Genomic DNA, 25,373 nt, shown 5'->3' on the forward strand with positions numbered 1-25,373 from the left:
CATCTGTGGCAGACACCTGCAAGGGGGGCTCATGCGCCGAAGAACGGTACGTGGAGCGGAACGGATAGCGGGACGAAGGGCGAGATCGGTCGTCGCCGTCGGGGCGTTGGTTCTGGGGGTGGGAGGCGCCGCACTGGCGCCCGTCGCCCACGCGGAGGACGGTCCGGCGAAAGGCAACTCCGGCGCGGACGCCATCAAGGTGTTCCGCGCCGACGTGTCGAAGGAGCAGATACCGCTGCTCCTCCAGGCGGGCCAGGACGGCCACGAACTCAGTGAGCAGGCACCCGACAAGGGCACCGCGAAGGTCGAGGTCTACCTCACCGACAAGCAGGCCGAGGGCCTGCGCAAGAAGGGCGTCGAGCTCACCGAGCGCAAGCTGACCGCCGGGGCCGCGGCCCGCGTGAAGGCCGCCGGTGACGGCGTCTTCCGCCCGTACAGCGGCAAGGGCGGCCTCCAGGAGGAGATGCTCCGCACCGGTCAGGAGCACCCCGGCCTCACCAAGGTCGTCTCCATCGGCAAGACGGTCCAGGGCCAGGACATCCTCGCGCTCAAGCTCAGCAAGGACGCCAAGAAGGCCAAGGACGGCACGAAACCGTCCGTGCTCTACATGTCGAACCAGCACGCGCGCGAGTGGATCACCCCGGAGATGACCCGCCGCCTGATGCACCACTACGTGGACAACTACTCCAAGGACGCGCGCATCAAGAAGCTCGTCGACTCCACGGAGATGTGGTTCGTCCTCTCCGCCAACCCCGACGGCTACGACTGGACGTTCAAGGACGCGGCCAACCGCCAGTGGCGCAAGAACATGCGCGACAACAACGGCGACGGCAAGTACACCACCGGCGACGGCGTCGACCTCAACCGCAACTTCGCCTACAAGTGGGGCTACGACGACGAGGGTTCCTCGCCCGAACCCGCCAACCAGACCTACCGCGGCCCGAGCGCGAACTCCGAGCCGGAGACGAAGGCGATCGACGCCTTCGAGAAGCGCGTCGGCTTCGACTACGCCATCAACTACCACTCCGCCGCCGAACTGCTGCTCTACGGAGTGGGCTGGCAGGTCGCCACGCCGACCCCGGACGACGTGCTCTACAAGGCGCTCGCCGGCACCCCGGAGAACTCCGCGATCCCCGGCTACCACCCGCAGGTCTCCTCGGAGCTGTACACGACGAACGGCGAGGCCGACGGGCACGCCGCCAACGTCAACGGCATCTCGATGTTCACTCCCGAGATGAGCACCTGCCAGACCGCGTCGAACGTCGACCCCGACGACGCGTGGAAGCCCGGCGACTGCGCCTCGGTCTTCACGTTCCCGGACGACGAGAAGCTCATCCAGCAGGAGTTCGAGAAGAACGTCCCCTTCGCGCTCTCGGTCGCCGAGACGGCCGCGCACCCGGACCAGCCCTCGTCGTCGGTCGGCCTGGAGGCGCCCGACTTCACCCCGGCGAAGTTCACGACTTCGTACGCGCGCGGTGGTGACCAGGAAGTCTCCGTGACCGCGCGGAAGTCCGTTCGCGACAAGAAGCTGAACTACCGGATCAATGGCGGCCGTTCGCACGACGAGGAATTGCGCGCATGGAAGGGCGGTGAGACCTACGGAGGCGAAGACAATCTGCACTTCGACGCCTATCGGGCGAAGGTCGAGGACGCCGATGTCGGCGACAAGGTAGAGGTGTGGTTCACGGGGCGGACGAAATCCGGAAAGCGCACAAGTAGCGAGCACTTCACCTACACCGTCGCCGCACGCGACAAGGGCAACACTCTTGTCGTCGCGGAGAACGACTCCGCGGGGGTGCAAACGGCCGCCTACGTAGCCGCGCTCAAGGCGGCGGGCCGTTCCCCGGTCGTCTGGAACGTCGCGAAGCAGGGCGCTCCCGACCCCCTCGCCGTCCTCGGCCACTTCAAGGAGGTCGTCCACTACACGAGCGCCGACCGGCCGGGCCTCGCCACCCAACTTGCCGTACGCGACTACCTGAACGAGGGCGGCAAGCTCGTCGAGGCGGGCGAGAAGGCGGGTGGTTCCGTCGACATCGGCGACACCACGACGAACGACTTCAGCCAGTACTACCTGGGCGCCTACTCCCGCACGGCCGCCCCGGTGGCGACCCGCTTCGACGGTTCCGGCGCGCTGGACGGGATCGCCGCGTCCCTCGGCGACGCCCCCGGCAACCCGCTGAACAGCGCGGGCCTGTACGAGGCGACCTCCGCCACGCTGCCGCGGTTCACCAGCGCGGGAGCGGGCCAGTACGACGGCGCGGGCATGGCGGCCGCCGTCCACACGGACGACGCGTACAAGCGCCTGACCCGCACGATCGACCTCACCGGGGTCACCGCGGCCCAGCAGCCGTCCCTGCGGATGCAGCTCCTGTGGGACACCGAGCCGGGCTACGACCACGTACTCCTGGAGGCGCACACGACCGGCGCGGAGGACTGGACGACGCTGCCCGACAGGGACGGGCTGACCTCGAACAAGGTGCCCACCGAGTGCGAGGCGGGGTTCTTCGTCCAGGACCACCCGGCGCTCAAGCGCTACCTGACGCCGGACGGCGCCGCGTGCGGCAACACCGGCACCTCCGGCCAGTGGAACAGCCTCACCGGCTCATCGGACGACTGGAAGACGGTCACGTACGACCTGAGCGCCTACGCCGGCAAGTCCGTCGAGGTGTCACTGAGTTACGTGAGCGACCCCGGCACCGGCGGCGAGGGCGTGCGCGCGGACAACGCCTCCGTCGTCATCGGGGGGCAGGCCACCCAGACCGAGGACTTCGAGACGTCCCTTGGCGCCTGGAGCGTCCCCGGACCGCCCGAGGGCAGCCCGCCCGCCGTGAAGGACTGGGCACTCGCCAAGGACCTGTTCACGACGTACGGCGCGATCAGGACTCCGGACACGGTGCTGCTCGGATTCGGTCTGGAACATGTCACCTCGGCAGCCGATCGAAATGCGCTCATCAGAAAGGCCCTGCGCTCAATTAGCGACTGATGGGGTCTGAATTACCCGCGAAATACACAGCGACCCGTACGTTACTGACGAGTACGGGTCGCTGTGTCCTGCATAGAGTCGCTCGATGTCACCCCAAGCGCTTATGGGGGGTAGGGTCGGAGGCGGTCGGGGACATCCCAAATAAATCTCGCCGGCGTCGATACTCCGGCGTACCAACGAGGAGATCGGTTCGTGACGATCCGCGTAGGCATCAACGGCTTTGGCCGCATCGGTCGTAACTACTTCCGCGCGCTGCTGGAGCAGGGTGCGGACATCGAGATCGTGGCTGTCAACGACCTGGGTGACACCGCGACCACCGCGCACCTCCTGAAGTACGACACCATCCTGGGCCGTCTCAAGGCCGAGGTGTCGCACACCGAGGACACCATCACGGTCGACGGCCACACCATCAAGGTGCTGTCCGAGCGCAACCCCGCCGACATCCCGTGGGGCCAGCTGGGCGTCGACATCGTGGTCGAGTCGACCGGCATCTTCACCAAGAAGGCCGACGCCGAGAAGCACATCGCCGGTGGCGCGAAGAAGGTCCTCATCTCGGCTCCGGCCAAGGAAGAGGACATCACCATCGTGATGGGCGTCAACCAGGACCAGTACGACCCGGCGAACCACCACGTCATCTCGAACGCGTCCTGCACCACCAACTGTGTGGCGCCGATGGCGAAGGTTCTCGACGAGAACTTCGGCATCGTCAAGGGCCTGATGACGACGGTTCACGCGTACACGAACGACCAGCGCATCCTGGACTTCCCGCACAGCGACCTGCGCCGCGCCCGCGCCGCCGCGGAGAACATCATTCCGACCACGACGGGCGCCGCCAAGGCCACCGCCCTGGTCCTCCCGCAGCTCAAGGGCAAGCTCGACGGCATCGCGATGCGCGTCCCGGTCCCGACCGGCTCGGCCACCGACCTGGTCGTCGACCTGCAGCGCGAGGTCACCAAGGACGAGGTCAACGCCGCGTTCAAGAAGGCCGCCGACGACGGCGCCCTCAAGGGCATCCTCTTCTACACCGAGGACCCGATCGTGTCGTCCGACATCGTCAGCGACCCGGCCTCCTGCACCTTCGACTCCTCCCTGACCATGGTCCAGGAGGGCAAGACGGTGAAGATCCTCGGCTGGTACGACAACGAGTGGGGCTACTCCAACCGCCTCGTCGACCTCACGGTCTTCGTCGGCGGCCAGCTCTGAGGCTCTAAGGTTCTAGAGCAGCAAGGCAAAAAGATGTGAGCGAAGGGTCCGGACCCGCGCGACGCCGCGCGACAGTCCGGACCCTTCGCGCGTCAGCCGCCACGGCTCAGCCTTCACGGCCCGCCCTTCTCAAGAACGTGCACGACCAGCCCTCTCAAGGAGCCCATCCATGAAGACGATTGAGGAACTTCTCGCCGAAGGGGTCGACGGGAAGCGGGTGTTCGTCCGCGCCGACCTCAACGTGCCGCTGGCCGACGGACTCATCACCGACGACGGCCGCATCCGCGCCGTGCTGCCCACCGTGCAGGCCCTGGCCGGCGCGGGCGCCAAGGTGATCGTCGCCTCCCACCTGGGCCGCCCCAAGGGCGCCCCGGACCCGCAGTTCTCGCTGCTGCCCGCCGCCGAGCGCCTCGCCGAGCTGCTGGGCAAGCCGGTCGCGTTCGCCCAGGACACGGTCGGCCCCGCCGCCAACGAGGCCGTGGACGGCCTCGAGCCCGGCCAGGTCGCCGTCATCGAGAACCTGCGCTTCAACGCGGGCGAGACCAGCAAGGACGACGCTGAGCGCGGCGACTTCGCCGAGCAGCTCGCGAACCTTGCCGATGTCTACGTGGGCGACGGTTTCGGCGCCGTGCACCGCAAGCACGCCTCCGTGTACGACCTGCCGAAGCGCCTTCCGCACTACGCCGGCTACCTCATCGCCACCGAGGTCGGCGTCCTGAAGAAGCTCACCGACGACGTCAAGCGCCCCTACGTGGTCGCGCTCGGCGGCGCCAAGGTCTCCGACAAGCTGGCCGTCATCGACCAGCTGCTCGGCAAGGCCGACCGCCTCCTCATCGGCGGCGGCATGGCGTACACCTTCCTCAAGGCCAAGGGCTACGAGGTCGGCATCTCGCTCCTCCAGGAGGACCAGATCCCGACCGTCACGGAGTACATGGAGCGCGCCGAGAAGAACGGCGTGGAGATCGTGCTCCCGGTCGACGTCCTGGTCTCGTCCGAGTTCCCGGACCTCAAGGGCAAGACCCCGGCCAACCCCTCGACCGTCGCCGCGGACGCCATCCCGGCCGACCAGGAGGGCCTGGACATCGGCCCGGAGACCCGCAAGCTGTACGCCTCGAAGCTCGCCGACGCCGAGACCGTCTTCTGGAACGGCCCGATGGGCGTCTTCGAGCACCCCGACTACGCCGAGGGCACCAAGGCGGTCGCCCAGGCCCTCATCGACGCTCCCGGCTTCACCGTGGTGGGTGGCGGAGACTCCGCCGCGGCGGTCCGTACCCTGGGCTTCGACGAGAAGGCATTCGGCCACATCTCGACCGGCGGTGGCGCCTCCCTCGAATACCTCGAGGGCAAGACGCTGCCCGGTCTCGCCGCACTGGAGGACTGACCCCGCATGACTGCTCCCGTACAGGGCCGCACGCCGCTGATGGCGGGCAACTGGAAGATGAACCTCAACCACCTCGAGGCCATCGCGCACGTCCAGAAGCTCGCTTTCGCTCTCGCGGACAAGGACTACGACGCCGTCGAGGTCGCCGTCCTGCCGCCGTTCACCGACCTGCGCTCCGTGCAGACGCTGGTCGACGGCGACAAGCTCAAGATCAAGTACGGCGCCCAGGACCTCTCGGCGCACGACTCCGGCGCGTACACCGGCGAGATCTCGGGCCCGATGCTGGCCAAGCTGAAGTGCACCTTCGTCGCGATCGGCCACTCCGAGCGCCGCCAGTACCACAACGAGACCGACGAGGTCGTCAACGGCAAGGTGAAGGCCGCGTACAAGCACGGCCTCACGCCGATCCTCTGCGTCGGCGAGGAGCTGGACGTCCGCGAGGCGGGCGACCACGTCTCCCACACGCTCGCCCAGGTCGAGGGCGGCCTCAAGGACCTTCCGGCCGAGCAGGCCGAGACCATCGTCATCGCGTACGAGCCGGTGTGGGCCATCGGCACCGGCAAGGTGTGCGGCGCCGACGACGCGCAGGAGGTCTGCGGGGCGATCCGCGGCAAGCTCGCCGAGCTGTACTCGCAGGACGTCGCCGACAAGATCCGCATCCAGTACGGCGGCTCGGTGAAGTCCGGCAACGTCGCGGAGATCATGTCCAAGCCCGACATCGACGGCGCGCTGATCGGCGGCGCCTCGCTGGACGCGGACGAGTTCGTCAAGATCGTTCGCTTCCACGAGCAGTGACACGAGCAGCGAGTAGGCGCTAGGCGCCATACGTCGTACCCTTGCGGGGCCGAGGCTCTCTTTCCGAGCTTCGGCCCCGTCGTCCGAAAAGTTCCGAGGAAGTTGGTCCAGCCGTGGTTATGGGGTTCTCGATCGCCCTGATCGTCTTCAGCCTGCTGCTGATGCTCCTGGTGCTGATGCACAAGGGAAAGGGTGGCGGCCTCTCCGACATGTTCGGTGGCGGCATGCAGTCCTCCGTCGGCGGCTCCTCGGTCGCCGAGCGGAACCTCGACCGGATCACGATCGTGGTCGGTCTGCTGTGGTTCGCGTGCATCGTGGTGCTGGGCATCCTGATGAAGATCAACAACTGACTTCCGGGCCCCGGTCCCGCGGACCGGCCCGCCACAACCGCATATCGCTCACGTAAAGCCCCATGTTCGGTACGCGCTCAACAGCGCGGCCTATCATGGGGCTTGCGTCTGGGGAGCGATGTAACTCCAAGCACTGGACGCGCGTTGGGCCTTACGTAGACTGAGGCGCTCCGCGGCGAAGCTGACACGCCGACACGCTTCGCGGCACCATCACGCAGGGAGTTACGACCGTGGCAAGTGGCAACGCGATCCGAGGAAGTCGGGTCGGGGCGGGGCCGATGGGTGAGGCAGAGCGCGGCGAGTCCGCGCCACGCCTGCGCATCTCCTTCTGGTGCTCGAACGGGCACGAGACGCAGCCGAGCTTCGCCTCCGACGCGCAGGTGCCGGAGACCTGGGACTGTCCGCGCTGCGGCTTCCCGGCCGGGCAGGACCGGGACAACCCGCCGGACCCGCCGCGTACGGAGCCGTACAAGACGCATCTGGCCTATGTGCGCGAGCGGCGCAGCGACGCGGACGGCGAGGCGATCCTCGCCGAGGCGCTCGCGAAACTGCGGGGCGAGATCTGACCGGTGAAAGGGCCGGGCACCGAACAAGGTGCCCGGCTTTTTCTCGTCGTTCCGGTCGTTCTCGCCCCTGTTTCTCGTCACCCTTCCCGTCCCCCTTTCGTGTGGCCATCGAAAGGCCCGATTCACCCTGATCAATTAGGTTGGACGGGACCAGCGGGGCACCGTACGTGCGCAGGTACGAGAGAAGGCTGAAGTTCGAGATGAACGCGTCCGACAAGCAGACAGCACTCACCCAGAGGCCCGAATGGCAGGCGCTCGTCAAGCACCGGGAGCAGCTGGGCGACGTACAGCTGCGGGAGTTGTTCGAGGCCGATCCCGCGCGCGGGGCCGGCTGGGCGCTGCAGGTCGGTGACCTGCACGTCGACTACTCCAAGCACCTGGTCACCGGCGAGACGCTGGGACGCTTGCGCGAGCTGGCCGCGGCGACCGACGTGTTCGGTCTGCGCGACGCCATGTTCCGCGGCGAGAAGATCAACACGACCGAGGACCGCGCCGTGCTGCACACCGCGCTGCGCGCCCCGCGCGACGCGGTGATCGAGGTCGACGGTGAGAACGTGGTGCCGGGCGTGCACGCCGTGCTCGACAAGATGGCCGCCTTCGCCGACCGCGTCAGGTCGGGGGAGTGGACCGGGCACACCGGAAAGCGCATCAAGAACGTCGTCAACATCGGCATCGGCGGCTCCGACCTCGGTCCCGCGATGGCGTACGAGGTGCTGCGCTCCTTCGCCGACCGCGAGCTCATCGTCCGCTTCGTGTCGAACGTCGACGGGGCCGACCTCCACGAGGCCGTACGGGACCTCGACCCGGCCGAGACGCTCTTCGTCATCGCCTCGAAGACCTTCACCACCATCGAGACGATCACCAACGCGACGTCCGCGCGCGACTGGCTGCAGACCGAGCTGAGGGTCGGTCAGGAAGCCGTCGCCAAGCACTTCGTGGCGCTGTCGACGAACGCCGAGAAGGTCTCGGAGTTCGGCATCGACACGGACAACATGTTCGAGTTCTGGGACTGGGTCGGCGGACGTTATTCGTATGACTCGGCGATCGGTCTGGCGCTGATGATCGCCATCGGCCCGGCCGCCTTCCGCGAGATGCTCGACGGGTTCCGTCTCGTCGACGAGCACTTCCGCACGGCGCCCGCGGAGTCCAACGTCCCGCTGCTGATGGGCCTGTTGGGGATCTGGTACGGGAACTTCCACGGCGCGCAGTCGCACGCCGTGCTGCCGTACTCGCACTACCTCTCCAAGTTCACGGCGTACCTCCAGCAGCTCGACATGGAGTCGAACGGCAAGTACGTGCAGCGCGACGGCGAGGAGGTCGGCTGGCAGACCGGCCCCGTGGTCTGGGGCACGCCCGGTACGAACGGGCAGCACGCCTACTACCAACTCATCCACCAGGGGACGAAGTTGATCCCGGCGGACTTCATCGGCTTCGCCGCGCCCGTCGCCGATCTGCTGCCGGGGCTCGTCGCCCAGCACGACCTCCTCATGGCCAACTTCTTCGCGCAGACCCAGGCCCTGGCGTTCGGCAAGACGCCCGACGAGGTGCGCGCCGAGGGGGTGCCCGAGGAGCTGGTGCCGCACAAGACGTTCAAGGGCAACCACCCGACGACGACGATCCTCGCGAAGAACCTCACGCCGTCCGTGCTCGGGCAGCTGGTCGCCCTCTACGAGCACAAGGTGTTCGTGCAGGGCGCCATCTGGAACATCGACTCCTTCGACCAGTGGGGCGTCGAACTCGGCAAGGTGCTCGCCAAGCGCGTCGAACCGGCGCTCACCGAGGGCACCGAGGTGCCGGGGCTCGACGAGTCGACCAAGGCGCTCGTCGCCAAGTACCGTGCGCTGCGTGGGCGTTCATGACGAGCTGAGCGAAAGAGGCGGGGTCGGTCTGCGTCTGCGACCGCCCCGCCAGGCGGTGGACCGGCGCTCGGTCGCCTGGTGGCGGACCCAATGGCTGCTGGCCACCGCGGCTCCGGTCGCGGTGCTCGGTCTGCTCGGCTGGCTGATCGCACCGGCCCGCTTCTGGCTGCTGCTGCCGGCCGTGGTGATCGCGGTTCCCGGCCTCATCGCGGCGGCTCTGCTGCCGCCCTGGTGGTACCGCATGCACCGGTGGGAGGTCACCGACGAGGCGGTGTACGTGCGGACCAGTTGGCTGTGGACCGAGGCGCGGATCGCTCCGCTCTCCCGGATCCAGACGGTCGACACGGAGCGTGGGCCGGTACAGCGGCTCTTCGGCCTCGCGACGCTGACCGTGACCACCGCCTCCGCCAAGGGCGCGCTGCGGATCCCCGGCCTCGCCGAGGAGACGGCCGTCGACCTGGCGCACCAGCTGGCCCGGGACACCCTCGCGACGCCCGGCGACGCGACATGACAGGGGCGCCCGACGCGCCCGAAGAGCGTGCCCACGAGGGCGACTTGCGGCGGCTCGACCGCAGGGCCCTGATCGTGGCAGGGGAGATGCTCGCGGGGGTCGCCGTCGGCGCCGCCGTGCCGGTGACCGTCGGGCTGATCTCCGTCGTCCCCCTGGCGCCGCTCCTGCTGTGCGTGATCGGCGGGGCGGCGCTGCTGATCGGCGGTGGACTCGTCGTCGAGGCCCTCCGGGTACGGCACACGACGTACAGGATCGGGTCCGAACGAGCGGTGCTGCACCACGGGGTGTTCTTCACCCGGCGACGTTCGCTGCCGCGCGCCCGCATCCGCGTCGTCGACCTCACCGCCCACCCGCTGCAACGGGCCCTCGGCCTCGTGACCGTGCGGATCGGCACCGGGGAGCAGGGCGCGGGCGCCGGCTCCACGCTCGTCCTCAACCCGCTGACCCGGGCCGAGGGCGAACGCCTCAGGCGGGAGCTGCCGCACCGGCCGGAGGTGTCCGACGGCTCCGTGGCGGAGGCCCGGCTCGCCGCCTTCGACCCGCGCTGGATCCGCTACGCGCCCGTCTCCTTCGTCACCCCGCTGCTTGCCGGAGCGGCGGGCGGGGCGGTGATGCAGGTCAGCGAGTGGTTCGGGCTGCAACACGACGTGATCGACTGGATCGGGGACCGCTTCGAGGGCGTGGCCGTCGTCTGGACGGTGCTCTGCCTGACGGGGATCGCGCTGGTGGCCGGCGCGATCGGCGCGCTCGCGCTGTGGACCGAGATGTGGTGGAACCACCGGCTCGACCGGACCCCCGACGGCGCCCTCCGGGTACGCCGCGGTCTGCTCACCGCCCGCTCCGTCTCGCTGGAGGAGGCCCGGCTGCGCGGCATCGACCTCGTCGAACCACTGGGGGCGCGGCTGGCCGGCGCCGCCCGGGTGGACGCCGTCGCCACCGGCCTCACCCGCAACGAGGACCGCACCGCGGACAACAACACCCTGCTGCCCGCCGCCCCGCGCGAGCTCGCCGACCGGGTCACCGCCGAGGTCCTGCGCGAGCCCGCCCCGCCGACCGGCATCCCGCTGACCCCGCACCCGCCCGCGGCCCGGCGCCGACGGCTCGGGTGGGCGTCGGCCGCCGTGCTGGTCCCGGTGCTCGTGCTGACGCTCCTCGGGGCGTGGCTCACCGACGTACTGCTGTGGATCGCGGCCGGGTGCGCGCTGCTCGGAGTGCCGTGCGCGGTGCTGTACGGGCGGGACGCGTACCGCGGCCTGGGGCACGGGATCAGCGGGCGGTACCTGGTCGTGCGCTCCGGTTCGGTGCGGCGGTCCACGGTGGCGTTGCAGCGGACCGGGGTGATCGGCTGGACGGTGCGGCGGACGCCGTTCCAGCGGCGGGCCGGGCTGGTGACCGTGTTGGCGACGACGGCCGCCGGAGCCGGGGCGTACGCGGCCCGTGACATCGGCGAGGGCGAGGGGCTCGCGTTCGCGGACGAGGCGGTGCCCGGTCTGCTGGCGCCGTTCCTGGAGAACGACGAGCCCCGCGTGCGGGAGACGGGACGTCAAGGTCCTTGCGCCGCCGAGGCTTTGCGCCAGAAACGATAATCGGGTGCGGCCGGGCCGCCCGGCGGGTGAGACTGCCGGTTCGTGACCCTTCCCCAAGCTCTCAGCTACGTTCGAGCAGGGGAGACCCCACTCGGAGGCACCCCGTGGACCAGCTCATGTCGGCACTCGCCGACCCCGAACGACTCAAGCTGTACGCGCGCATCGTCCTGGAGGACCTGCCTCCCCGCGAGGCCGACAGCCCGGTGGCCCGCAAGCACCTCGGCAAGCTGATCGCCGCGGGGCTCGTCGAGCGCCGTGACGACGGCTCGCTGCGGGCCGGACCCGAGATCTTCCGCCACCACCGGACGGCCGAGTCCAGCACCGGGGTCCCGCGCCACCTCACGGGGTTCTTCTCGCGGGGCCGGCTGACGGCCATACCGGTTCGCCCGGCCGTCCGCCACGAACTGCTCGTGCACCTCACGGGAACCCTCTTCGACACCCGGCGCACGTACAGCGAGCGCGAGGTCAATGAGGCGCTGCGCACGGTCCACGACGACACGGCGGCGCTGCGCCGCTACTGCGTCATCGACGGCCTCCTCGTACGCGAGAAGGACGGCTCCGACTACCGGGTGCCGCAGCACGCGTAGGGCCCCACTTCTTAAAGAAGTGGGGCCCTACGCGTTGCGCCTGTCCGTATGCCGCCGTCAGGCGACGGCCGGCGGGTACAGCTCCGGCGGCAGTTGCGACGCGGCGGCCGCGTCCAGCAGCCACAGCGTGCGCGAGCGGCCGTACGCGCCCGCCGCCGGGGCCTGGATCTCGCCCGCGCCGGACAGGGCGATCGCGGCGGCCTTCGCCTTGTCCTCGCCCGCGGCGAGCAGCCACACCTCGCGCGCGGCCCGGATCGCCGGGAGCGTGAGCGTGGTGCGGGTGGGCGGGGGCTTGGGGGCGCCGTGCACGCCGACGACCGTGCGCTCCGTCTCACGGACCGCCGGAAGCTCCGGGAAGAGCGACGCGACGTGCGTGTCCGGGCCGACGCCGAGCATCAGGACGTCGAAGGTCGGCACGGGGCCGTGGTCCTCGGGCCCCGCGGCGTTCGCGAGTTCGGCCGCGTACACCTCGGCCGCGGCGTCCGCCTCGTACGGGCCGTCCGACGCGGGCATGGGGTGCACGCGCGCGGGGTCCAGCGGCACCGAGTCGAGCAGCGCCTCCTTGGCCTGCGTGTAGTTGCGCTCGGGGTCGCCGTCCGGCAGGAACCGTTCGTCGCCCCACCACAGGTCGAGGCGGCCCCAGTCGATCGCGTCACGGGCCGGCGCGGCGTGCAGCGCCGCCAGCAGCCCGTTGCCGTTGCGGCCGCCAGTCAGGACGACGGAGGCGGAGCCGCGGGCGGACTGGGCGTCGACGATCTTGGTGATCAGCCGGGCCGCGGCCGCCTGCGCCATCAGCTCCTTGTCGCGGTGGACGACGAGTTGGGGTGCTGCGCTCATTTGTCTGCGCTCACTTCGTGGTTGCCTTCTTGGCCGGGGCCTTCTTGGTGGAGGCCTTCTTGGCCGCTGTTTTCTTGGCCGGGGCCTTCTTGGCGGCCGTCTTCTGGGCGGGCGCCGCCGTGGGAGCGGCCGAGGCCGACGACGACACCGACTCCGGCACCGTCTTCTGGTCCTCGGGTTCCCCGAGCCGGTCCACGCCGAACCGCAGCGCGGCCGCGTACGTGTCGTCCGGGTCGAGCCGGCGCAGCTCCTCCGCGATCAGCTCGGACGTCTCGCGGCGCTTGAGCGCGACCGCGCGGTCCGGCTGGCCCTGGATGGAGAGCGTGGCGAGGGTGCCGTCGGCCCGGTCGAGCACGATCGGGCCGCAGGTGGAGTCCAGGCGCACGCCGGTCAGGCCGGGGCCCGCCGACAGGCTGCGCCGGACCGGGACGTCGAGCCGGTCCGCGAGCCACATCGCGAGCAGCTCGCAGCTCGGGTTGAACTCCTCGCCCTCGACCTCGACCGAGGTGACCTCGCAGGTCACCTGATCGAGCGCGGCGGCCAGCATCGAGCGCCACGGCGTGATCCGGGTCCACGACAGATCCGTGTCACCGGGGGCGTAGGACTCGGCCCTGGCCTCCAGCTCGTGCACCGGCTGCTCGGCCGCGTACGTGTCCGTGACGCGGCGCTGGGCCAGCGCGCCCAGCGGGTCGTTCGCGGGGTCCAGCGGGGCGTCCACGGGCCACCAGACGACCGTCGGGGCGTCGGGGAGCAGCAGCGGCAGGACGACCGACTGGGCGTGGTTGACGACCTCGCCGTACAGGCGCAGGACGACCGTCTCGCCGGTGCCCGCCTCCGCGCCCACCCGCACCTCGGCGTCGAGCCGCGACTTGGTGCGGTCGCGGGGGGAGCGCGAGACGCGCTTGATGACCACGAGGGTGCGCGAGGGGTGCTCGCGCGAGGCCTCGTTGGCCGCCTTCAGCGCGTCGTAGGCGTTCTCCTCGTCGGTGACGATGACGAGGGTCAGCACCATGCCGACGGCAGGCGTGCCGATGGACCGGCGCCCCTGTACGAGCGCCTTGTTGACCTTGCTGGACGTGGTGTCCGTGAGATCGATCTTCATGGCCGCCGCCAGCTCCGTCCGTCTCGTGCGAGCATTTCGTCCGCCTCGGCGGGCCCCCACGTGCCGGACGGGTACTGCGCGGGCTTGCCGTGCTTGTCCCAGTAGATCTCGATCGGGTCGAGGATGTTCCAGGACAGCTCGACCTCCTCCGTGCGCGGGAAGAGGTTGGCGTCGCCCAACAGGACGTCCAGGATGAGCCGTTCGTACGCCTCCGGGCTCGACTCCGTGAAGGACTCGCCATAGGCGAAGTCCATCGACACGTCCCGGATCTCCATCGACGTGCCCGGCACCTTCGAGCCGAAGCGGACCGTGATGCCCTCGTCCGGCTGGACGCGGATCACGATCGCGTTCTGGCCCAGCTCCTCCGTCGCCGTGTGGTCGAAGGGGGAGTGCGGGGCGCGCTGGAAGACGACCGCGATCTCGGTGACGCGGCGGCCGAGGCGCTTGCCGGTGCGCAGGTAGAACGGGACGCCCGCCCAACGGCGGTTGTCCACCTCCAGCTTGACGGCGGCGTACGTGTCGGTCTTCGACTTCGGGTCGATGCCGTCTTCCTGGAGGTAGCCGACGGCCTTCTCGCCGCCCTGCCACCCGGCCGCGTACTGCGCGAACACCGTGTCCTTGCCGATGTCCTTCGGCAGCTTCACCGCGCCGAGCACCTTGGCCTTCTCGGCGACGAGCGCGTCCGCGTCGAAGGAGGCGGGCTCCTCCATCGCGGTCAGCGCCATCAGCTGGAGCAGGTGGTTCTGGATCACGTCACGCGCGGCGCCGATGCCGTCGTAGTAGCCGGCGCGGCCACCGATGCCGATGTCCTCGGCCATCGTGATCTGCACGTGGTCCACGTACGACCGGTTCCAGATCGGCTCGAACATCTGGTTGGCGAAGCGCAGCGCCAGGATGTTCTGGACGGTCTCCTTGCCGAGGTAGTGGTCGATCCGGAACACCTGGTCCGGGTCGAACACCTCGTGCACGATCGCGTTCAGCTCCTGGGCGGAGGCGAGATCGTGGCCGAAGGGCTTCTCGATGACGGCGCGCCGCCACGAGCCGTTCGTGCCGTCCGCCAGGCCGTGCTTCTTGAGCTGCTGCACGACCTGGGGGAAGAACTTGGGCGGGACGGAGAGGTAGAACGCGAAGTTGCCGCCCGTGCCCTGCGACTTGTCCAGATCGTTGATCGTCGCCTTGAGCTGCTCGAACGCGTCGTCGTCGTCGAAGTTGCCCTGGACGAAGCGCATCCCCTGGATGAGCTGCTGCCAGACCTCCTCGCGGAACGGCGTGCGCGCGTGCTGCTTGACCGCGTCGTGCACTTCCTGCGCGAAGTCCTCGTCCTGCCATTCGCGGCGGGCGAACCCGATGAGCGAGAAGCCGGGCGGGAGCAGACCCCGGTTCGCGAGGTCATAAACGGCAGGCATCAGCTTCTTACGTGACAAATCGCCCGTAACGCCGAAAATCACCAGACCCGACGGCCCCGCGATGCGCGGGAGCCGTCGGTCGGCGGCGTCACGGAGCGGATTGCTGTTCGCTCCGTGTGCGGTCAAGGGATCAGCCCTCCGAGGGGGCGAGGCGCTTGAGCTCCGCCTCGGTCGACTTCAGCAGGTCGTTCCAGGACGCCTCGAACTTCTCGACGCCCTCGTCCTCCAGAAGCTGCACGACCTCGTCGTACGAGATCCCCAGCTTCTCGACGGCCTCGATCTCCTTGCGGGACTGGTCGTACGTGCCCGCGATGGTGTTGCCGGAGATCTGGCCGTGGTCGGCCGTCGCCTCAAGAGTGGCCTCCGGCATGGTGTTCACCGTGCCGGGAGCGACCAGGTCGTCGACGTACAGCGTGTCCTTGTACGCCTTGTCCTTCACGCCGGTCGAGGCCCACAGCGGACGCTGCTTGTTGGCCTGCGCCTTGTCGAGCGCGGCCCAGCGGTCGGAGGAGAAGACTTCCTCGTACGCCTCGTAGGCGAGCCGCGCGTTGGCGAGAGCGGCCTTGCCGCGCGCCGCCTTGGCGTCGTCCGTGCCGAGGGCGTCGATCCGCTTGTCGATCTCGGCGTCCACGCGGGACACGAAGAACGAGGCGACCGAGTGGATCGTCGACAGGTCGAGGCCCTTGGCCTTGGCCTTCTCCAGGCCCGCGAGGTAGGCGTCCATGACCTCGCGGTAGCGCTCGAGCGAGAAGATCAGCGTGACGTTCACCTTGATGCCGTTGCCGATCGTCTCGGTGATCGCGGGCAGGCCCGCCTTGGTCGCCGGGATCTTGATCAGCGTGTTCGGCCGGTCCACCAGCCAGGCAAGCTGCCGGGCCTCGGCGACCGTCGCCCTGGTGTTGTGCGCCAGGCGCGGGTCGACCTCGATCGACACGCGGCCGTCCTGACCACCCGTCGCGTCGAAGACCGGGCGCAGGATGTCGGCGGCGTCGCGGACGTCCGCCGTCGTGATCATGCGGATGGCTTCTTCGACGGTGACCTTGCGGGCGGCGAGGTCGGCGAGCTGCTGGTCGTAACCGTCGCCCTGGGAGATCGCCTTCTGGAAGATCGACGGGTTGGTGGTGACGCCCACGACGTGCTGCTCGTCGATCAGCTCGGCGAGGTTGCCGGACGTGATCCGCTTGCGCGACAGGTCGTCCAGCCAGATCGCGACGCCTTCCTCGGAGAGGCGCTTGAGTGCGTCTGTCATGGAAATTGCATCTCCTAAGTCGTGTACGGGCGTCAGCGCTGCGCCGCGGCGAGGGATTCCTTCGCCTTGGCGACCACGTTCTCGGCAGTGAAGCCGAACTCCTTGAAGAGCACCTTGCCGTCGGCGGACGCACCGAAGTGCTCCAGCGAAACGATGCGACCGGCGTCCCCGACGAAGCGGTGCCAGGTCAGACCGATCCCGGCCTCGACGGCGACGCGCGCCTTCACCGACGGCGGCAGGACGCTGTCCCGGTACCCCTGGTCCTGGCCCTCGAACCACTCGACGCACGGCATCGAGACGACGCGGGTGGCGACACCCTCGGCCTCCAGCTGCTCACGGGCCTCGACGGCCAGGTGCACCTCGGAACCGGTGGCGATCAGGATCAGGTCCGGCGTCTCCTTGGAGGCCTCGGCCAGGACGTAGCCGCCCTTGGCCGTGTCCTCGTTGGCGTCGTACGTCGGCACGCCCTGGCGGGTCAGCGACAGGCCGTGCGGGTGCGAGACGCCGTACTCCTTCTTGCCGCGCCTGAGGATTTCGCGCCAGGCGATCGCCGTCTCGTTGGCGTCCGCGGGGCGGACGACGTTGAGGCCGGGGATGGCGCGCAGCGAGGCGAGGTGCTCGACCGGCTGGTGCGTCGGGCCGTCCTCACCGAGACCGATGGAGTCGTGCGTCCACACGTAGGTGACGGGCAGCGACATCAGTGCGGAGAGGCGCACGGCGTTGCGCATGTAGTCGGAGAACACCAGGAAGGTGCCGCCGTAGATGCGGGTGTGGCCGTGCAGCGCGATCCCGTTCATCTCCGCGGCCATGGAGTGCTCGCGGATACCGAAGTGGATCGTGCGGCCGTACGGGTCGGCCTCCGGCAGCGGGTTGCCCTTGGGCAGGAACGACGACGTCTTGTCGATCGTCGTGTTGTTCGAGCCCGCGAGGTCGGCGGAGCCGCCCCACAGCTCGGGGATCACACCGCCGAGCGCCTGGAGGACCTTGCCGGAGGCGGCGCGGGTGGCGACACCCTTGCCGGTCTCGAAGACGGGGAGCTTCTCCTCCCAGCCGGCCGGCAGCTCGCCCGCGTTGATGCGGTCGAACTCGGCGGCGCGCTCCGGGTTGGCGGAGCGCCACTCCTGGAACGACTTCTCCCACTCGGCCTTGGCCTGCGCGCCGCGCTCCAGCGCCTTGCGGGTGTGGCCGATGACCTCGTCGGAGACGTCGAAGGACTTCTCCGGGTCGAAGCCGAGGACGCGCTTGGTGGCGGCCACCTCGTCGTCGCCGAGCGCCGAGCCGTGCGCGGCCTCGGTGTTCTGCGCGTTCGGGGCGGGCCAGGCGATGATCGAGCGCATCGCGATGAAGGACGGCTTGTCCGTGACCTGCTTGGCGGCCTCGATGGCGAGGTGGATCGCCTCGTGGTCCAGGTCGCCGTCCGGCTTCGGGGCCACGCGCTGGACGTGCCAGCCGTACGCCTCGTAGCGCTTGCAGGTGTCCTCGGAGACGGCGGTCTCGGTGTCGCCCTCGATCGAGATGTGGTTGTCGTCCCACAGCAGGACCAGGTTGCCGAGCTGCTGGTGCCCCGCCATGGAGGACGCCTCGGCGGAGATGCCCTCCTGGAGGCAGCCGTCACCGGCGATGGCGTAGACGAAGTGGTCGAACGGGGAGGTGCCCTCGGCGGCCTCCGGGTCGAACAGACCGCGCTCGTAGCGGGCGGCCATCGCCATGCCCACCGCGTTGGCGACGCCCTGGCCCAGCGGGCCGGTGGTGGTCTCCACGCCGGTGGTGTGCCCGTACTCGGGGTGGCCCGGCGTCTTGGAGCCCCAGGTACGGAACGCCTTCAGGTCGTCCAGCTCCAGGCCGAAACCGGCCAGGTACAGCTGGATGTAAAGGGTCAGGGACGAGTGCCCCGCGGACAGGACGAAACGGTCCCGTCCGACCCAGTCGGCGTCCGCCGGGTCGTGCCGCATCACCTTCTGAAAGAGGGTGTACGCGGCCGGGGCCAGGCTCATCGCCGTACCGGGATGGCCGTTGCCGACCTTCTGTACGGCGTCGGCGGCCAGGACGCGAGCGGTGTCAACGGCCCGCTGGTCCACATCGGTCCACTCGAAGTCTGTGGTGGTCGGCTTGGTGCTCACCCTGGGTCAGGGCTCCTCTCCACATGTCTCATGCCGGTGACGTCTGTCACCAGCCGTTGTCGAGCCTACCCTCGCTGGAACGTGCTTTTTTTCGAGTCATTCCAGACTGCCGGGAGTCAGTCGGATCCGCCTCCTGACGCGGATCCGCGCGCTTTCGACACGTGAATACGCAGCCGCTCAGATGGGGGCTCATCCGTGTCCGGAAATGCTCATCCGCGGCGGCCCCGGAAGAGGCCCGCGAAGAGGCGTTACGGCATGCGGACCAACACGACCCACCCCCACGAAGGGCTGGGTATGGGCAACGTCTAGAGTGGCGTGGTACGCGCGAGCCTTTACCGGGACTTCACATCAAGTGGTCCGCAACGGGGGCTCGCTGGAGTCTCTGTCAGGGGTGTGCGTGACGGCCGTCGAATCCCGTCCAGCGGGAGCGCTGACGAGCAATAGTCGGGGCCAGCGGCCGTTCGGGGCCCGCATCAAGGCGTTCGTGGCGCTGACCAAGCCGCGAATCATCGAGCTGCTTCTCATCACCACGGTTCCGGTGATGTTCCTTGCCGAACAGGGAGTGCCCGACCTCTGGCTCGTGCTCATCACCTGCCTCGGCGGGTACCTGTCCGCGGGCGGGGCAAACGCCCTGAACATGTGGTACGACCGCGACATCGACGCGCTCATGGAGCGCACGTCGCAGCGTCCGCTGGTCACCGGCATGGTCAGCCCCACCGAGTGCCTGGTCTTCGGCATCTCCCTCGCGGTCATCTCGACGCTGCTGTTCGGCTTCGCGGTGAACTGGCTGTCGGCCTGGCTGTCCCTGGGCGCCCTGCTCTTCTACGTGGTCGTCTACACGATGATCCTGAAGCGGCGCACCGCGCAGAACATCGTGTGGGGCGGCATCGCGGGCTGTCTGCCCGTCCTCATCGGCTGGTCCTCGGTCACGAACTCGATGTCGTGGGCGCCGATCATCCTCTTCGGGGTCATGTTCTTCTGGACGCCGCCGCACTACTGGCCGCTCTCCATGAAGGTGAAGGACGACTACGCGCGCGCGGGCGTTCCGATGCTTCCGGTCCTCGCCTCCAACAAGGTCGTGGCCAAGCAGATCGTCGCCTACAGCTGGGTGATGGTGGCGGTGTCGCTGCTGCTCCAGCCGCTCGGCTACACGGGCTGGTTCTACACGGCGGTCGCGCTGCTCGCCGGCGGGTTCTGGCTGTGGGAGGCGCACGGTCTGCAGAGCCGCGCCAAGGCCGAGGTCACGGGCGCGAAGCTCAAGGAGATGCGCCTGTTCCACTGGTCCATCACCTATGTGTCGCTGCTCTTCGTGGCGATCGCCGTGGACCCGTTCCTGCGCTGATCCACACCTGAGTCCTCGACAAGTGGGGTACGTGGCCCAGGCCACGTACCCCACTTGTCGCTTGTTTGGCTACTCGTCGGTAGCATCCTGTCCATGGCAGAGACTCAAACGGTTGAGGCGCCCCGCGGGGCGGCCAAGGACGAGCGCCGCGCGGCCAAGCTGGCCAAGGAGATCGGCGTGTTCGCCAAGGCCCACGGCGGCGCCGAGGGGCAGCTGGCGTACATCGGCGAGCACGGCACGCGCATCGTGCTCGTCGGCGAGGACGGCGGCTGGGGCGACCTCGTGGCCCGCACCTACGAGATCGCGCAGAAGGCCGTCGAGAAGGCGGGCATCACCGTCCACGAGGACTTCGACGGCGACTTCGCCGCCAAGGTCGAGACGGGCCCGTACGAATGGAAGCGCATGGCGGGCATTCAGCTCGGCGGCTGAACTCCCCGGTTCGATTTCGAGCAACACCAGGCGCCCGTTCACCCGTTAGGACTGTAGAAGCGCGGTCCACATACGGGAGCCCGGATGATCGAAACGCCGTCCCTCGTGGATCAGTACTGCCACGGGGTGCTGCGTACGGAGCTGGGCCTCGGCACCTTCGAGGCCCACCTCGGCCGTGGCGAGGGGCCGCCGGCCCCCGGCACGACCTTCTTCGACACCCAGACCGGGTTCGCGGTGCGCCGCTGGTGCCCGCCCCTGCTCGGTCTGGAACCGCACTGCCCGCCCGCCCGCTACCTGGCCAGACGCCGCGAGCTCGGCGTCGTCGAGGCGGGCCGCAGGCTGCTGCGCGGCAGCGGCATCACCACGTATCTCGTGGACACGGGGCAGACCGACGACCTGACCGGGCCCGCCGAGCTGGCCTCCGCGGCCCGCAGCGAGGCCCACGAGATCGTCCGCCTCGAACTCCTCGCCGAGCAGGTCGCGGACACCTCGGGAACCGTCGAGTCCTTCCTCGCCAACCTCGCCGAATCGGTGCACGGCGCGGCCTCCGGCGCGGTCGCCTTCACCTCGGTCGCCGGCGTGCGCCACGGGCTCGCGCTCGACCCGCAGCCGCCGGGGCCCGGCGAGGTGCGCGGCGCGGCGGCGCGCTGGCTGGCGGGGCGGCAGGTCGGCGGCGCCCTCAGGGACCCCGTGCTGCTGCGGCACCTGCTGTGGATCGCGGTCGCCACGGGGCGCCCGCTGCAACTGCGCTGGGGACACCTCGACCACACCGACCCGGTGGCGCTCGCCGAGTTCGCGCGCGCCACGGCGGGGCTCGGCACGGACGTGGTGCTGCTGCACGGCTACCCGTACCACCGGCACGCGGCGCATCTGGCGGGCGTCTTCCCGCACGTCTACGCGGACCTGGGGCCCGCGCTCGCCCGCACGGGGGCCCGGTCCGCGGGGCTGCTCGCGGAGTTCCTGGAGCTGGCGCCGTTCGGGAAGCTGCTGTTCTCCACGGGCGCGCGGGGGCTGCCGGAGCTGCACGTGGTGGGCGCCCTGCTGTTCCGGCAGGCGCTCGGGCGCGTGCTGGGCGAGTGGGTCGCCGACGGGGCGTGGTCGCTGAGCGACGCGCAGCGGGTGGCCACGATGATCGCGTCGGGGACGGCGCGGCGGGTGTACGGGCTCGGGGCCGCCTGAGCGACGCCGAGCCCCGTACGGGCGGCCGTCAGACCGCCGAGAGCTCCTGGCCCGACTGGGACGGCAGGTCGGGCTCCACCACCGGACGCTCGCGCAGCGAGAGCACCACGCGCAGCACCCCGATCCACACCAGGGCCGAGCCCAGCATGTGCAGGCCGACCAGAAGCTCGGGCAGGTCCGTGAAGTACTGGACGTAGCCGATGACACCCTGCGCCAGAAGGATCAGGAACAGGTCGCGCGTGCGGTGCAGCGGGCCCTTGGGGGCGTCGACCGCCTTCAGGACGAACCACAGGGCGAAGGTCAGCGTCACCACGATCCAGGCCAGGACCGCGTGCCCCTTGGCGACCGTCTCCCAGTCGAGCGGCATCCGGTGGACCTCGCTGGAGTCGCCCGCGTGCGGGCCCGCGCCGGTCACCACCGTGCCGACGACGATCAGCAGCGCGGCCGCCACCACCAGGAACCACACCAGCTGCTTGATGGCGCCCCCGACCAGCGGGCGCGGCTCGGCGTCGCCCTCACGGGTGCGCTGCCACATCAGGACGGCGATCGTGAGCAGGGCGGTGGTCAGGACGAAGTGGGCCGCCACCGTGTACGGGTTGAGGCCGACCAGGACGACGATGCCGCCGAGGACCGCGTTGCCCATCACGACCCAGAACTGGGCCCAGCCCAGCCGGGTCAGCGTGCGGCGCCACGGCTTCTGGGAGCGGGCGGCGATGATCGCCCAGCCGACCGCGGCGCACAGCACGTAGGTGAGCATGCGGTTGCCGAACTCGATGGCTCCGTGGAAGCCCATCTCGCTCGTCGAGGTCAGCGACTGTTCGGTGCACTTGGGCCAGGTCGGGCAGCCGAGGCCCGAGCCGGTCAGGCGCACCGCGCCGCCGGTGCAGACGATGATCACCGTCATGACGACGGCGGACATGGCCGCGCGCTGGACGGTCCGCTGAGTGGGAGTCCAGTACTCGGCGATGAAGGCGAGCGGGTTGCGCAGCGCCCGCGCGGCGTCGGTGGGGGTCAGCTTTGGCACGGCCCCATCGTAGGACGCCGCTTGTGCACGGCTTCACGAGGGGGACGTAACTGGGCCAACTGTGACGGGGGTTACGTCCCCCGGCCCATCCCGTACGTCACTCTCGGTACGTCACTCCCAGCGGAAGAAGCGCCCCGCCGCGCCCAGCCCCACGACCGCCCACACGGCCAGGATCCCCAGGTCGCCCCAGGGCATCGCCGCGCCGTGCTGGAGCACGTCCCGCAGGCCGTCGGAGAGCGCCGAGATGGGCAGCAGGCCGAGCACCGACTGCGCCGCGTCGGGGAACTTGTCCAGCGGCACGATGACACCGCCGCCGACCAGCAGGAGCAGAAAGACCAGATTCGCCGCGGCCAGCGTGGCCTCCGCCTTGAGCGTGCCCGCCATGAGGAGGCCGAGCCCGGAGAACGCCGCCGTGCCGAGCACCAGCAGGAGGAGCACGGCGAACGGGTTCCCGTGCGGGGACCAGCCGAGCGCGAACGCGATGACCGTGAGGAGGACCACCTGGAGCACCTCGGTGACCAGCACGGACAGCGTCTTCGCGGTCATCAGCGCCCAGCGCGGCAGCGGCGAGACGCCGAGCCGCTTGAGGACGCCGTAGCGCCGCTCGAAGCCGGTGGCGATGGCCTGCCCGGTGAAGGCGGTGGACATCACGGCGAGCGCCAGGATGCCGGGGGCGAGGAAGTCGACGGCCTTGCCGGAGCCGGTGTCGACGATGTCGACCGCCGAGAACAGCACGAGCAGCAGCGTCGGGATCACGACCGTGAGCAGCAGCTGCTCGCCGTTGCGCAGCAGCATCTTCGTCTCGAGCGCGGCCTGCGTCGCGATCATGCGGGGGAGCGGTGCGGCTCCGGGGTTCGGGGCGTACGTACCGGTGCCGCGGTGCGTGTCGGTGGCGCTCATCCGCGCAGCTCCTTGCCGGTCAGTTCCAGAAACACGTCTTCGAGGGTGTGGCGCTCGACGGAGATCTTTTCCGGCATCACGCCGTGCTGGGCGCACCAGGAGGTGACCGTCGCGAGGAGCTGGGGGTCGACCGTGCCGCTGACGCGGTAGGAGCCGGGGGTCAGTTCGGCGGCCGCCGCGTCGGAGGGCAGGGCCTTGAGGAGCGAGCCCACGTCGAGCCCCGGCCGCCCGGTGAAGCGGAGCGTGTTCTCCGCGCCGCCCCGGCACAGCTGCTCGGGGGAGCCCTGCTTGATCACCCGGCCGGCGTCGACGATCGCCACGTCGTCGGCGAGCTGCTCCGCCTCGTCCATGTAGTGCGTGGTGAGGATGACGGAGACGCCGTCGGCGCGCAGGTCCCGCACCAGGTCCCAGGTGGCGTGCCGGGCCTGCGGGTCGAGGCCCGCGGTCGGCTCGTCCAGGAAGACGAGTTCGGGCCGGCCGACGACGGCCAGCGCGAGCGCGAGCCGCTGCTGCTGGCCGCCGGACAGCCGCCGGTAGGTGGTGCGGCCGCAGCTGCCGAGGCCGAGCCGCTCGATGAGGGCGTCCACGTCGAGCGGGTGGGCGTGCAGCTTGGCGATGTGGCGGAGCATTTCGTCGGCGCGGGCGCCCGAGTAGACGCCGCCGGACTGCAGCATCACACCGATCCGGGGGCGCAGCGCGGCGGCCTGCTTGACCGGGTCGAGGCCGAGGACGCGGACGGTGCCGGCGTCCGGCTTGCGATAGCCCTCGCAGGTCTCGATGGTGCTGGTCTTGCCCGCGCCGTTGGGGCCGAGCACGGCCGTGATGCCGGGGGCCGCCGTGAGGTCGAGGCCGTCGACCGCGGTCTTGGATCCGTACCGCTTCACCAGACCGGTGATTTCGATCAAATTCTGCGACGCGAAGCGTCCCGATGAGGGGCGGTGGTCGGGTGACGGGTGGGCGGCTGGCTCGCTTCGCATGGTGGCCAAGTCTAGGGACGCGGCGCGGCTCCCGGACCTCCGGGGCAGGACAACGACGGGGACCCCTCAGACGGCGGCGGGCCGGTGCACCGGCAGCCACTTCTGCGCGTACTCCACCGCGTCCGCGACCGCGAAGAGGCGGGACGCGGCGGCGCCGACGCGGCCGCGCAGGACCGTGGTGTCGCGCTCGAAGGCGCCGCCCAGCTCGTCGAACCGGTCGGCGTCGATCGCCACCTCGGTCACCCGCTCCCAGCCGTCGGGGCCCGGCCGCCCGTCCTCCTCCGTGGCGGCCGGCAGACGGTACTCGGCCAGGTGGAAGCTTGTGCACGCCTCGTATCCGGCGCCGAGCAGCAGTACGCGCGCGTGCAGCTCCTCCAGGCGGGCCAGCGGGCTGTGCTCGCCGAGCCGGCAGTCGACCGCGTGCCCCTCGGTCACCGCGGCGGCCAGCGGGCCGAGCGCCGCGAAGGACGTCTGCGGGTGCGCGCTGCGCAGGGCGCCCGGCCATGTACGCACGGTCTCGGGGAGGACGCCGACGCCGCGCGTGGGCGTCGTCGCCGGGTCGTAGGCGGGCATGGTCGCCCGGATCGTGTCCCACCACTCGCGGGGGACCGGCGGGCGGCTCCACCGGGCCGGGTCCGAGAGATCGGCGGACTGCGTCGGAACGACGAGGGTGCCCTCCGGGCCGAGCGCGTCGAGGAGGCCCTGGACGACCGCGACCGCTCCACCGTTCACCCATCCGAGGCTGCTGAGGGAGGTGTGTACGAGGAGGGTGTCGCCGGGGCGGACGCCGAGGGCGCGGAGGTCGGACGCGAGGGAGTCGCGCGTGACGAGTGGGCCGGTCGGAAGGGGTGCGGACATGGTCGCGAGTGTCCTCGCAGAAGCATTCGGGCGCCACGGAATTCGCCTCGGACCCGGCCGTCGCGGAATCCGAATTCTGATCGATCAAAGATCGTTTCCGCAGGTCACGGCGGGTAGCTACTTAGGTTC

The 25,373-nt window shown here is 70.0% G+C and carries 22 protein-coding genes; 13 read left to right on the forward strand and 9 right to left on the reverse strand.

Going from position 1 to position 25,373, the window contains the following annotated elements; genetic code table 11:
• The first annotated feature begins 31 nt into the window (after positions 1-31).
• From ACY34M_RS05405 to ACY34M_RS05450, 10 genes are all read left to right on the forward strand, one after another.
• On the forward strand, positions 32-2,983 hold the full coding sequence (locus tag ACY34M_RS05405) for a M14 family metallopeptidase (protein WP_462718769.1): 2,952 nt from the start codon (positions 32-34) through the stop codon (positions 2,981-2,983).
• A gap of 192 nt (positions 2,984-3,175) precedes the next feature.
• Positions 3,176-4,186, forward strand: coding sequence for a type I glyceraldehyde-3-phosphate dehydrogenase (gap, locus tag ACY34M_RS05410; RefSeq protein ID WP_462718770.1), 1,011 nt, complete (start codon positions 3,176-3,178; stop codon positions 4,184-4,186).
• Positions 4,187-4,355: 169 nt separating this feature from the next.
• Positions 4,356-5,567 carry a phosphoglycerate kinase gene (locus tag ACY34M_RS05415; protein ID WP_462718771.1) on the forward strand — a complete coding sequence of 404 codons (1,212 nt, stop codon included), beginning with the start codon at positions 4,356-4,358 and terminating at the stop codon, positions 5,565-5,567.
• A 6-nt stretch (positions 5,568-5,573) separates the two neighbouring features.
• Complete coding sequence (gene tpiA, locus ACY34M_RS05420; protein WP_462718772.1) at positions 5,574-6,362, forward strand: triose-phosphate isomerase; 789 nt, start codon at positions 5,574-5,576, stop codon at positions 6,360-6,362.
• A 119-nt stretch (positions 6,363-6,481) separates the two neighbouring features.
• The gene (gene secG, locus ACY34M_RS05425) at positions 6,482-6,712 is read left to right on the forward strand and encodes a preprotein translocase subunit SecG (RefSeq protein ID WP_306322637.1); all 231 of its coding nucleotides are present in this window, start codon (positions 6,482-6,484) and stop codon (positions 6,710-6,712) included.
• Between the two features lie 230 nt (positions 6,713-6,942).
• Complete coding sequence (locus ACY34M_RS05430) at positions 6,943-7,278, forward strand: RNA polymerase-binding protein RbpA (protein WP_003976875.1); 336 nt, start codon at positions 6,943-6,945, stop codon at positions 7,276-7,278.
• 200 nt (positions 7,279-7,478) lie between these two features.
• The gene (gene pgi / locus ACY34M_RS05435) at positions 7,479-9,137 is read left to right on the forward strand and encodes a glucose-6-phosphate isomerase (protein WP_462718773.1); all 1,659 of its coding nucleotides are present in this window, start codon (positions 7,479-7,481) and stop codon (positions 9,135-9,137) included.
• On the forward strand, positions 9,115-9,648 hold the full coding sequence (locus ACY34M_RS05440; RefSeq protein WP_462718774.1) for a PH domain-containing protein: 534 nt from the start codon (positions 9,115-9,117) through the stop codon (positions 9,646-9,648). Before pgi ends, ACY34M_RS05440 begins: the two co-directional genes overlap by 23 nt.
• The gene (locus ACY34M_RS05445) at positions 9,645-11,234 is read left to right on the forward strand and encodes a PH domain-containing protein (protein WP_462718775.1); all 1,590 of its coding nucleotides are present in this window, start codon (positions 9,645-9,647) and stop codon (positions 11,232-11,234) included. The genes ACY34M_RS05440 and ACY34M_RS05445 overlap by 4 nt, the downstream gene beginning before the upstream one ends.
• 104 nt (positions 11,235-11,338) lie before the next feature.
• A complete protein-coding gene (locus ACY34M_RS05450) occupies positions 11,339-11,821 on the forward strand; it encodes a DUF2087 domain-containing protein (protein ID WP_462718776.1) in 483 nt (160 codons plus the stop codon).
• 57 nt (positions 11,822-11,878) lie between these two features.
• On the opposite strand, the gene pgl is transcribed toward ACY34M_RS05450, so the two are convergent.
• Genes pgl through tkt form a run of 5 tightly spaced genes read right to left on the reverse strand, consistent with a single transcriptional unit; the run spans position 11,879 to position 18,535 of the window.
• Positions 11,879-12,658 carry a 6-phosphogluconolactonase gene (gene pgl / locus ACY34M_RS05455; RefSeq protein WP_462718777.1) on the reverse strand — a complete coding sequence of 260 codons (780 nt, stop codon included), beginning with the start codon at positions 12,656-12,658 and terminating at the stop codon, positions 11,879-11,881.
• 10 nt (positions 12,659-12,668) lie between these two features.
• A complete protein-coding gene (gene opcA / locus ACY34M_RS05460; protein ID WP_462718778.1) occupies positions 12,669-13,760 on the reverse strand; it encodes a glucose-6-phosphate dehydrogenase assembly protein OpcA in 1,092 nt (363 codons plus the stop codon).
• Positions 13,757-15,292, reverse strand: coding sequence for a glucose-6-phosphate dehydrogenase (gene zwf / locus ACY34M_RS05465; RefSeq protein WP_462718779.1), 1,536 nt, complete (start codon positions 15,290-15,292; stop codon positions 13,757-13,759). Before zwf ends, opcA begins: the two co-directional genes overlap by 4 nt.
• A gap of 4 nt (positions 15,293-15,296) precedes the next feature.
• Complete coding sequence (gene tal, locus ACY34M_RS05470) at positions 15,297-16,415, reverse strand: transaldolase (RefSeq protein WP_462718780.1); 1,119 nt, start codon at positions 16,413-16,415, stop codon at positions 15,297-15,299.
• 32 nt (positions 16,416-16,447) lie between these two features.
• The gene (gene tkt, locus ACY34M_RS05475) at positions 16,448-18,535 is read right to left on the reverse strand and encodes a transketolase (protein WP_462718781.1); all 2,088 of its coding nucleotides are present in this window, start codon (positions 18,533-18,535) and stop codon (positions 16,448-16,450) included.
• 391 nt (positions 18,536-18,926) lie between these two features.
• Between tkt and ACY34M_RS05480 the strand changes: the two genes are divergently transcribed.
• The 3 genes from ACY34M_RS05480 to ACY34M_RS05490 all read left to right on the forward strand — a co-directional run bounded on the left by ACY34M_RS05480 (position 18,927) and on the right by ACY34M_RS05490 (position 21,485).
• Positions 18,927-19,877, forward strand: coding sequence for a heme o synthase (locus tag ACY34M_RS05480; protein ID WP_462718782.1), 951 nt, complete (start codon positions 18,927-18,929; stop codon positions 19,875-19,877).
• Positions 19,878-19,970: 93 nt separating this feature from the next.
• On the forward strand, positions 19,971-20,306 hold the full coding sequence (locus tag ACY34M_RS05485) for a hypothetical protein (protein WP_462718783.1): 336 nt from the start codon (positions 19,971-19,973) through the stop codon (positions 20,304-20,306).
• Positions 20,307-20,390: 84 nt separating this feature from the next.
• On the forward strand, positions 20,391-21,485 hold the full coding sequence (locus ACY34M_RS05490; protein WP_462718784.1) for an amidohydrolase family protein: 1,095 nt from the start codon (positions 20,391-20,393) through the stop codon (positions 21,483-21,485).
• A 28-nt stretch (positions 21,486-21,513) separates the two neighbouring features.
• On the opposite strand, the gene ACY34M_RS05495 is transcribed toward ACY34M_RS05490, so the two are convergent.
• The 4 genes from ACY34M_RS05495 to ACY34M_RS05510 all read right to left on the reverse strand — a co-directional run bounded on the left by ACY34M_RS05495 (position 21,514) and on the right by ACY34M_RS05510 (position 25,244).
• A complete protein-coding gene (locus ACY34M_RS05495; RefSeq protein ID WP_462718785.1) occupies positions 21,514-22,509 on the reverse strand; it encodes a COX15/CtaA family protein in 996 nt (331 codons plus the stop codon).
• Between the two features lie 111 nt (positions 22,510-22,620).
• Complete coding sequence (locus ACY34M_RS05500; RefSeq protein WP_462718786.1) at positions 22,621-23,409, reverse strand: ABC transporter permease; 789 nt, start codon at positions 23,407-23,409, stop codon at positions 22,621-22,623.
• The gene (locus ACY34M_RS05505) at positions 23,406-24,386 is read right to left on the reverse strand and encodes an ABC transporter ATP-binding protein (RefSeq protein WP_462718787.1); all 981 of its coding nucleotides are present in this window, start codon (positions 24,384-24,386) and stop codon (positions 23,406-23,408) included. Before ACY34M_RS05505 ends, ACY34M_RS05500 begins: the two co-directional genes overlap by 4 nt.
• Before the next feature lie 66 nt (positions 24,387-24,452).
• Complete coding sequence (locus ACY34M_RS05510; RefSeq protein ID WP_462718788.1) at positions 24,453-25,244, reverse strand: AAC(3) family N-acetyltransferase; 792 nt, start codon at positions 25,242-25,244, stop codon at positions 24,453-24,455.
• Between the last annotated feature and the right edge of the window lie 129 nt (positions 25,245-25,373).

It is taken from the genome of Streptomyces sp. EDA2-14 (genome assembly GCF_054963755.1).

Bases quoted from the DNA above. Each gene is read 5' to 3' on its own strand.
- tal (WP_462718780.1), bottom strand. From the start codon at position 16,415: ATGACAGACGCACTCAAGCGCCTCTCCGAGGAAGGCGTCGCGATCTGG.
- opcA (WP_462718778.1), bottom strand. From the start codon at position 13,760: ATGAAGATCGATCTCACGGACACCACGTCCAGCAAGGTCAACAAGGCG.
- ACY34M_RS05445 (WP_462718775.1), top strand. From the start codon at position 9,645: ATGACAGGGGCGCCCGACGCGCCCGAAGAGCGTGCCCACGAGGGCGAC.
- secG (WP_306322637.1), top strand. From the start codon at position 6,482: ATGGGGTTCTCGATCGCCCTGATCGTCTTCAGCCTGCTGCTGATGCTC.
- pgl (WP_462718777.1), bottom strand. From the start codon at position 12,658: ATGAGCGCAGCACCCCAACTCGTCGTCCACCGCGACAAGGAGCTGATG.
- pgi (WP_462718773.1), top strand. From the start codon at position 7,479: ATGAACGCGTCCGACAAGCAGACAGCACTCACCCAGAGGCCCGAATGG.
- ACY34M_RS05415 (WP_462718771.1), top strand. From the start codon at position 4,356: ATGAAGACGATTGAGGAACTTCTCGCCGAAGGGGTCGACGGGAAGCGG.
- tpiA (WP_462718772.1), top strand. From the start codon at position 5,574: ATGACTGCTCCCGTACAGGGCCGCACGCCGCTGATGGCGGGCAACTGG.
- ACY34M_RS05500 (WP_462718786.1), bottom strand. From the start codon at position 23,409: ATGAGCGCCACCGACACGCACCGCGGCACCGGTACGTACGCCCCGAAC.
- ACY34M_RS05405 (WP_462718769.1), top strand. From the start codon at position 32: ATGCGCCGAAGAACGGTACGTGGAGCGGAACGGATAGCGGGACGAAGG.
- ACY34M_RS05490 (WP_462718784.1), top strand. From the start codon at position 20,391: ATGATCGAAACGCCGTCCCTCGTGGATCAGTACTGCCACGGGGTGCTG.
- ACY34M_RS05485 (WP_462718783.1), top strand. From the start codon at position 19,971: ATGGCAGAGACTCAAACGGTTGAGGCGCCCCGCGGGGCGGCCAAGGAC.
- ACY34M_RS05505 (WP_462718787.1), bottom strand. From the start codon at position 24,386: ATGCGAAGCGAGCCAGCCGCCCACCCGTCACCCGACCACCGCCCCTCA.
- ACY34M_RS05510 (WP_462718788.1), bottom strand. From the start codon at position 25,244: ATGTCCGCACCCCTTCCGACCGGCCCACTCGTCACGCGCGACTCCCTC.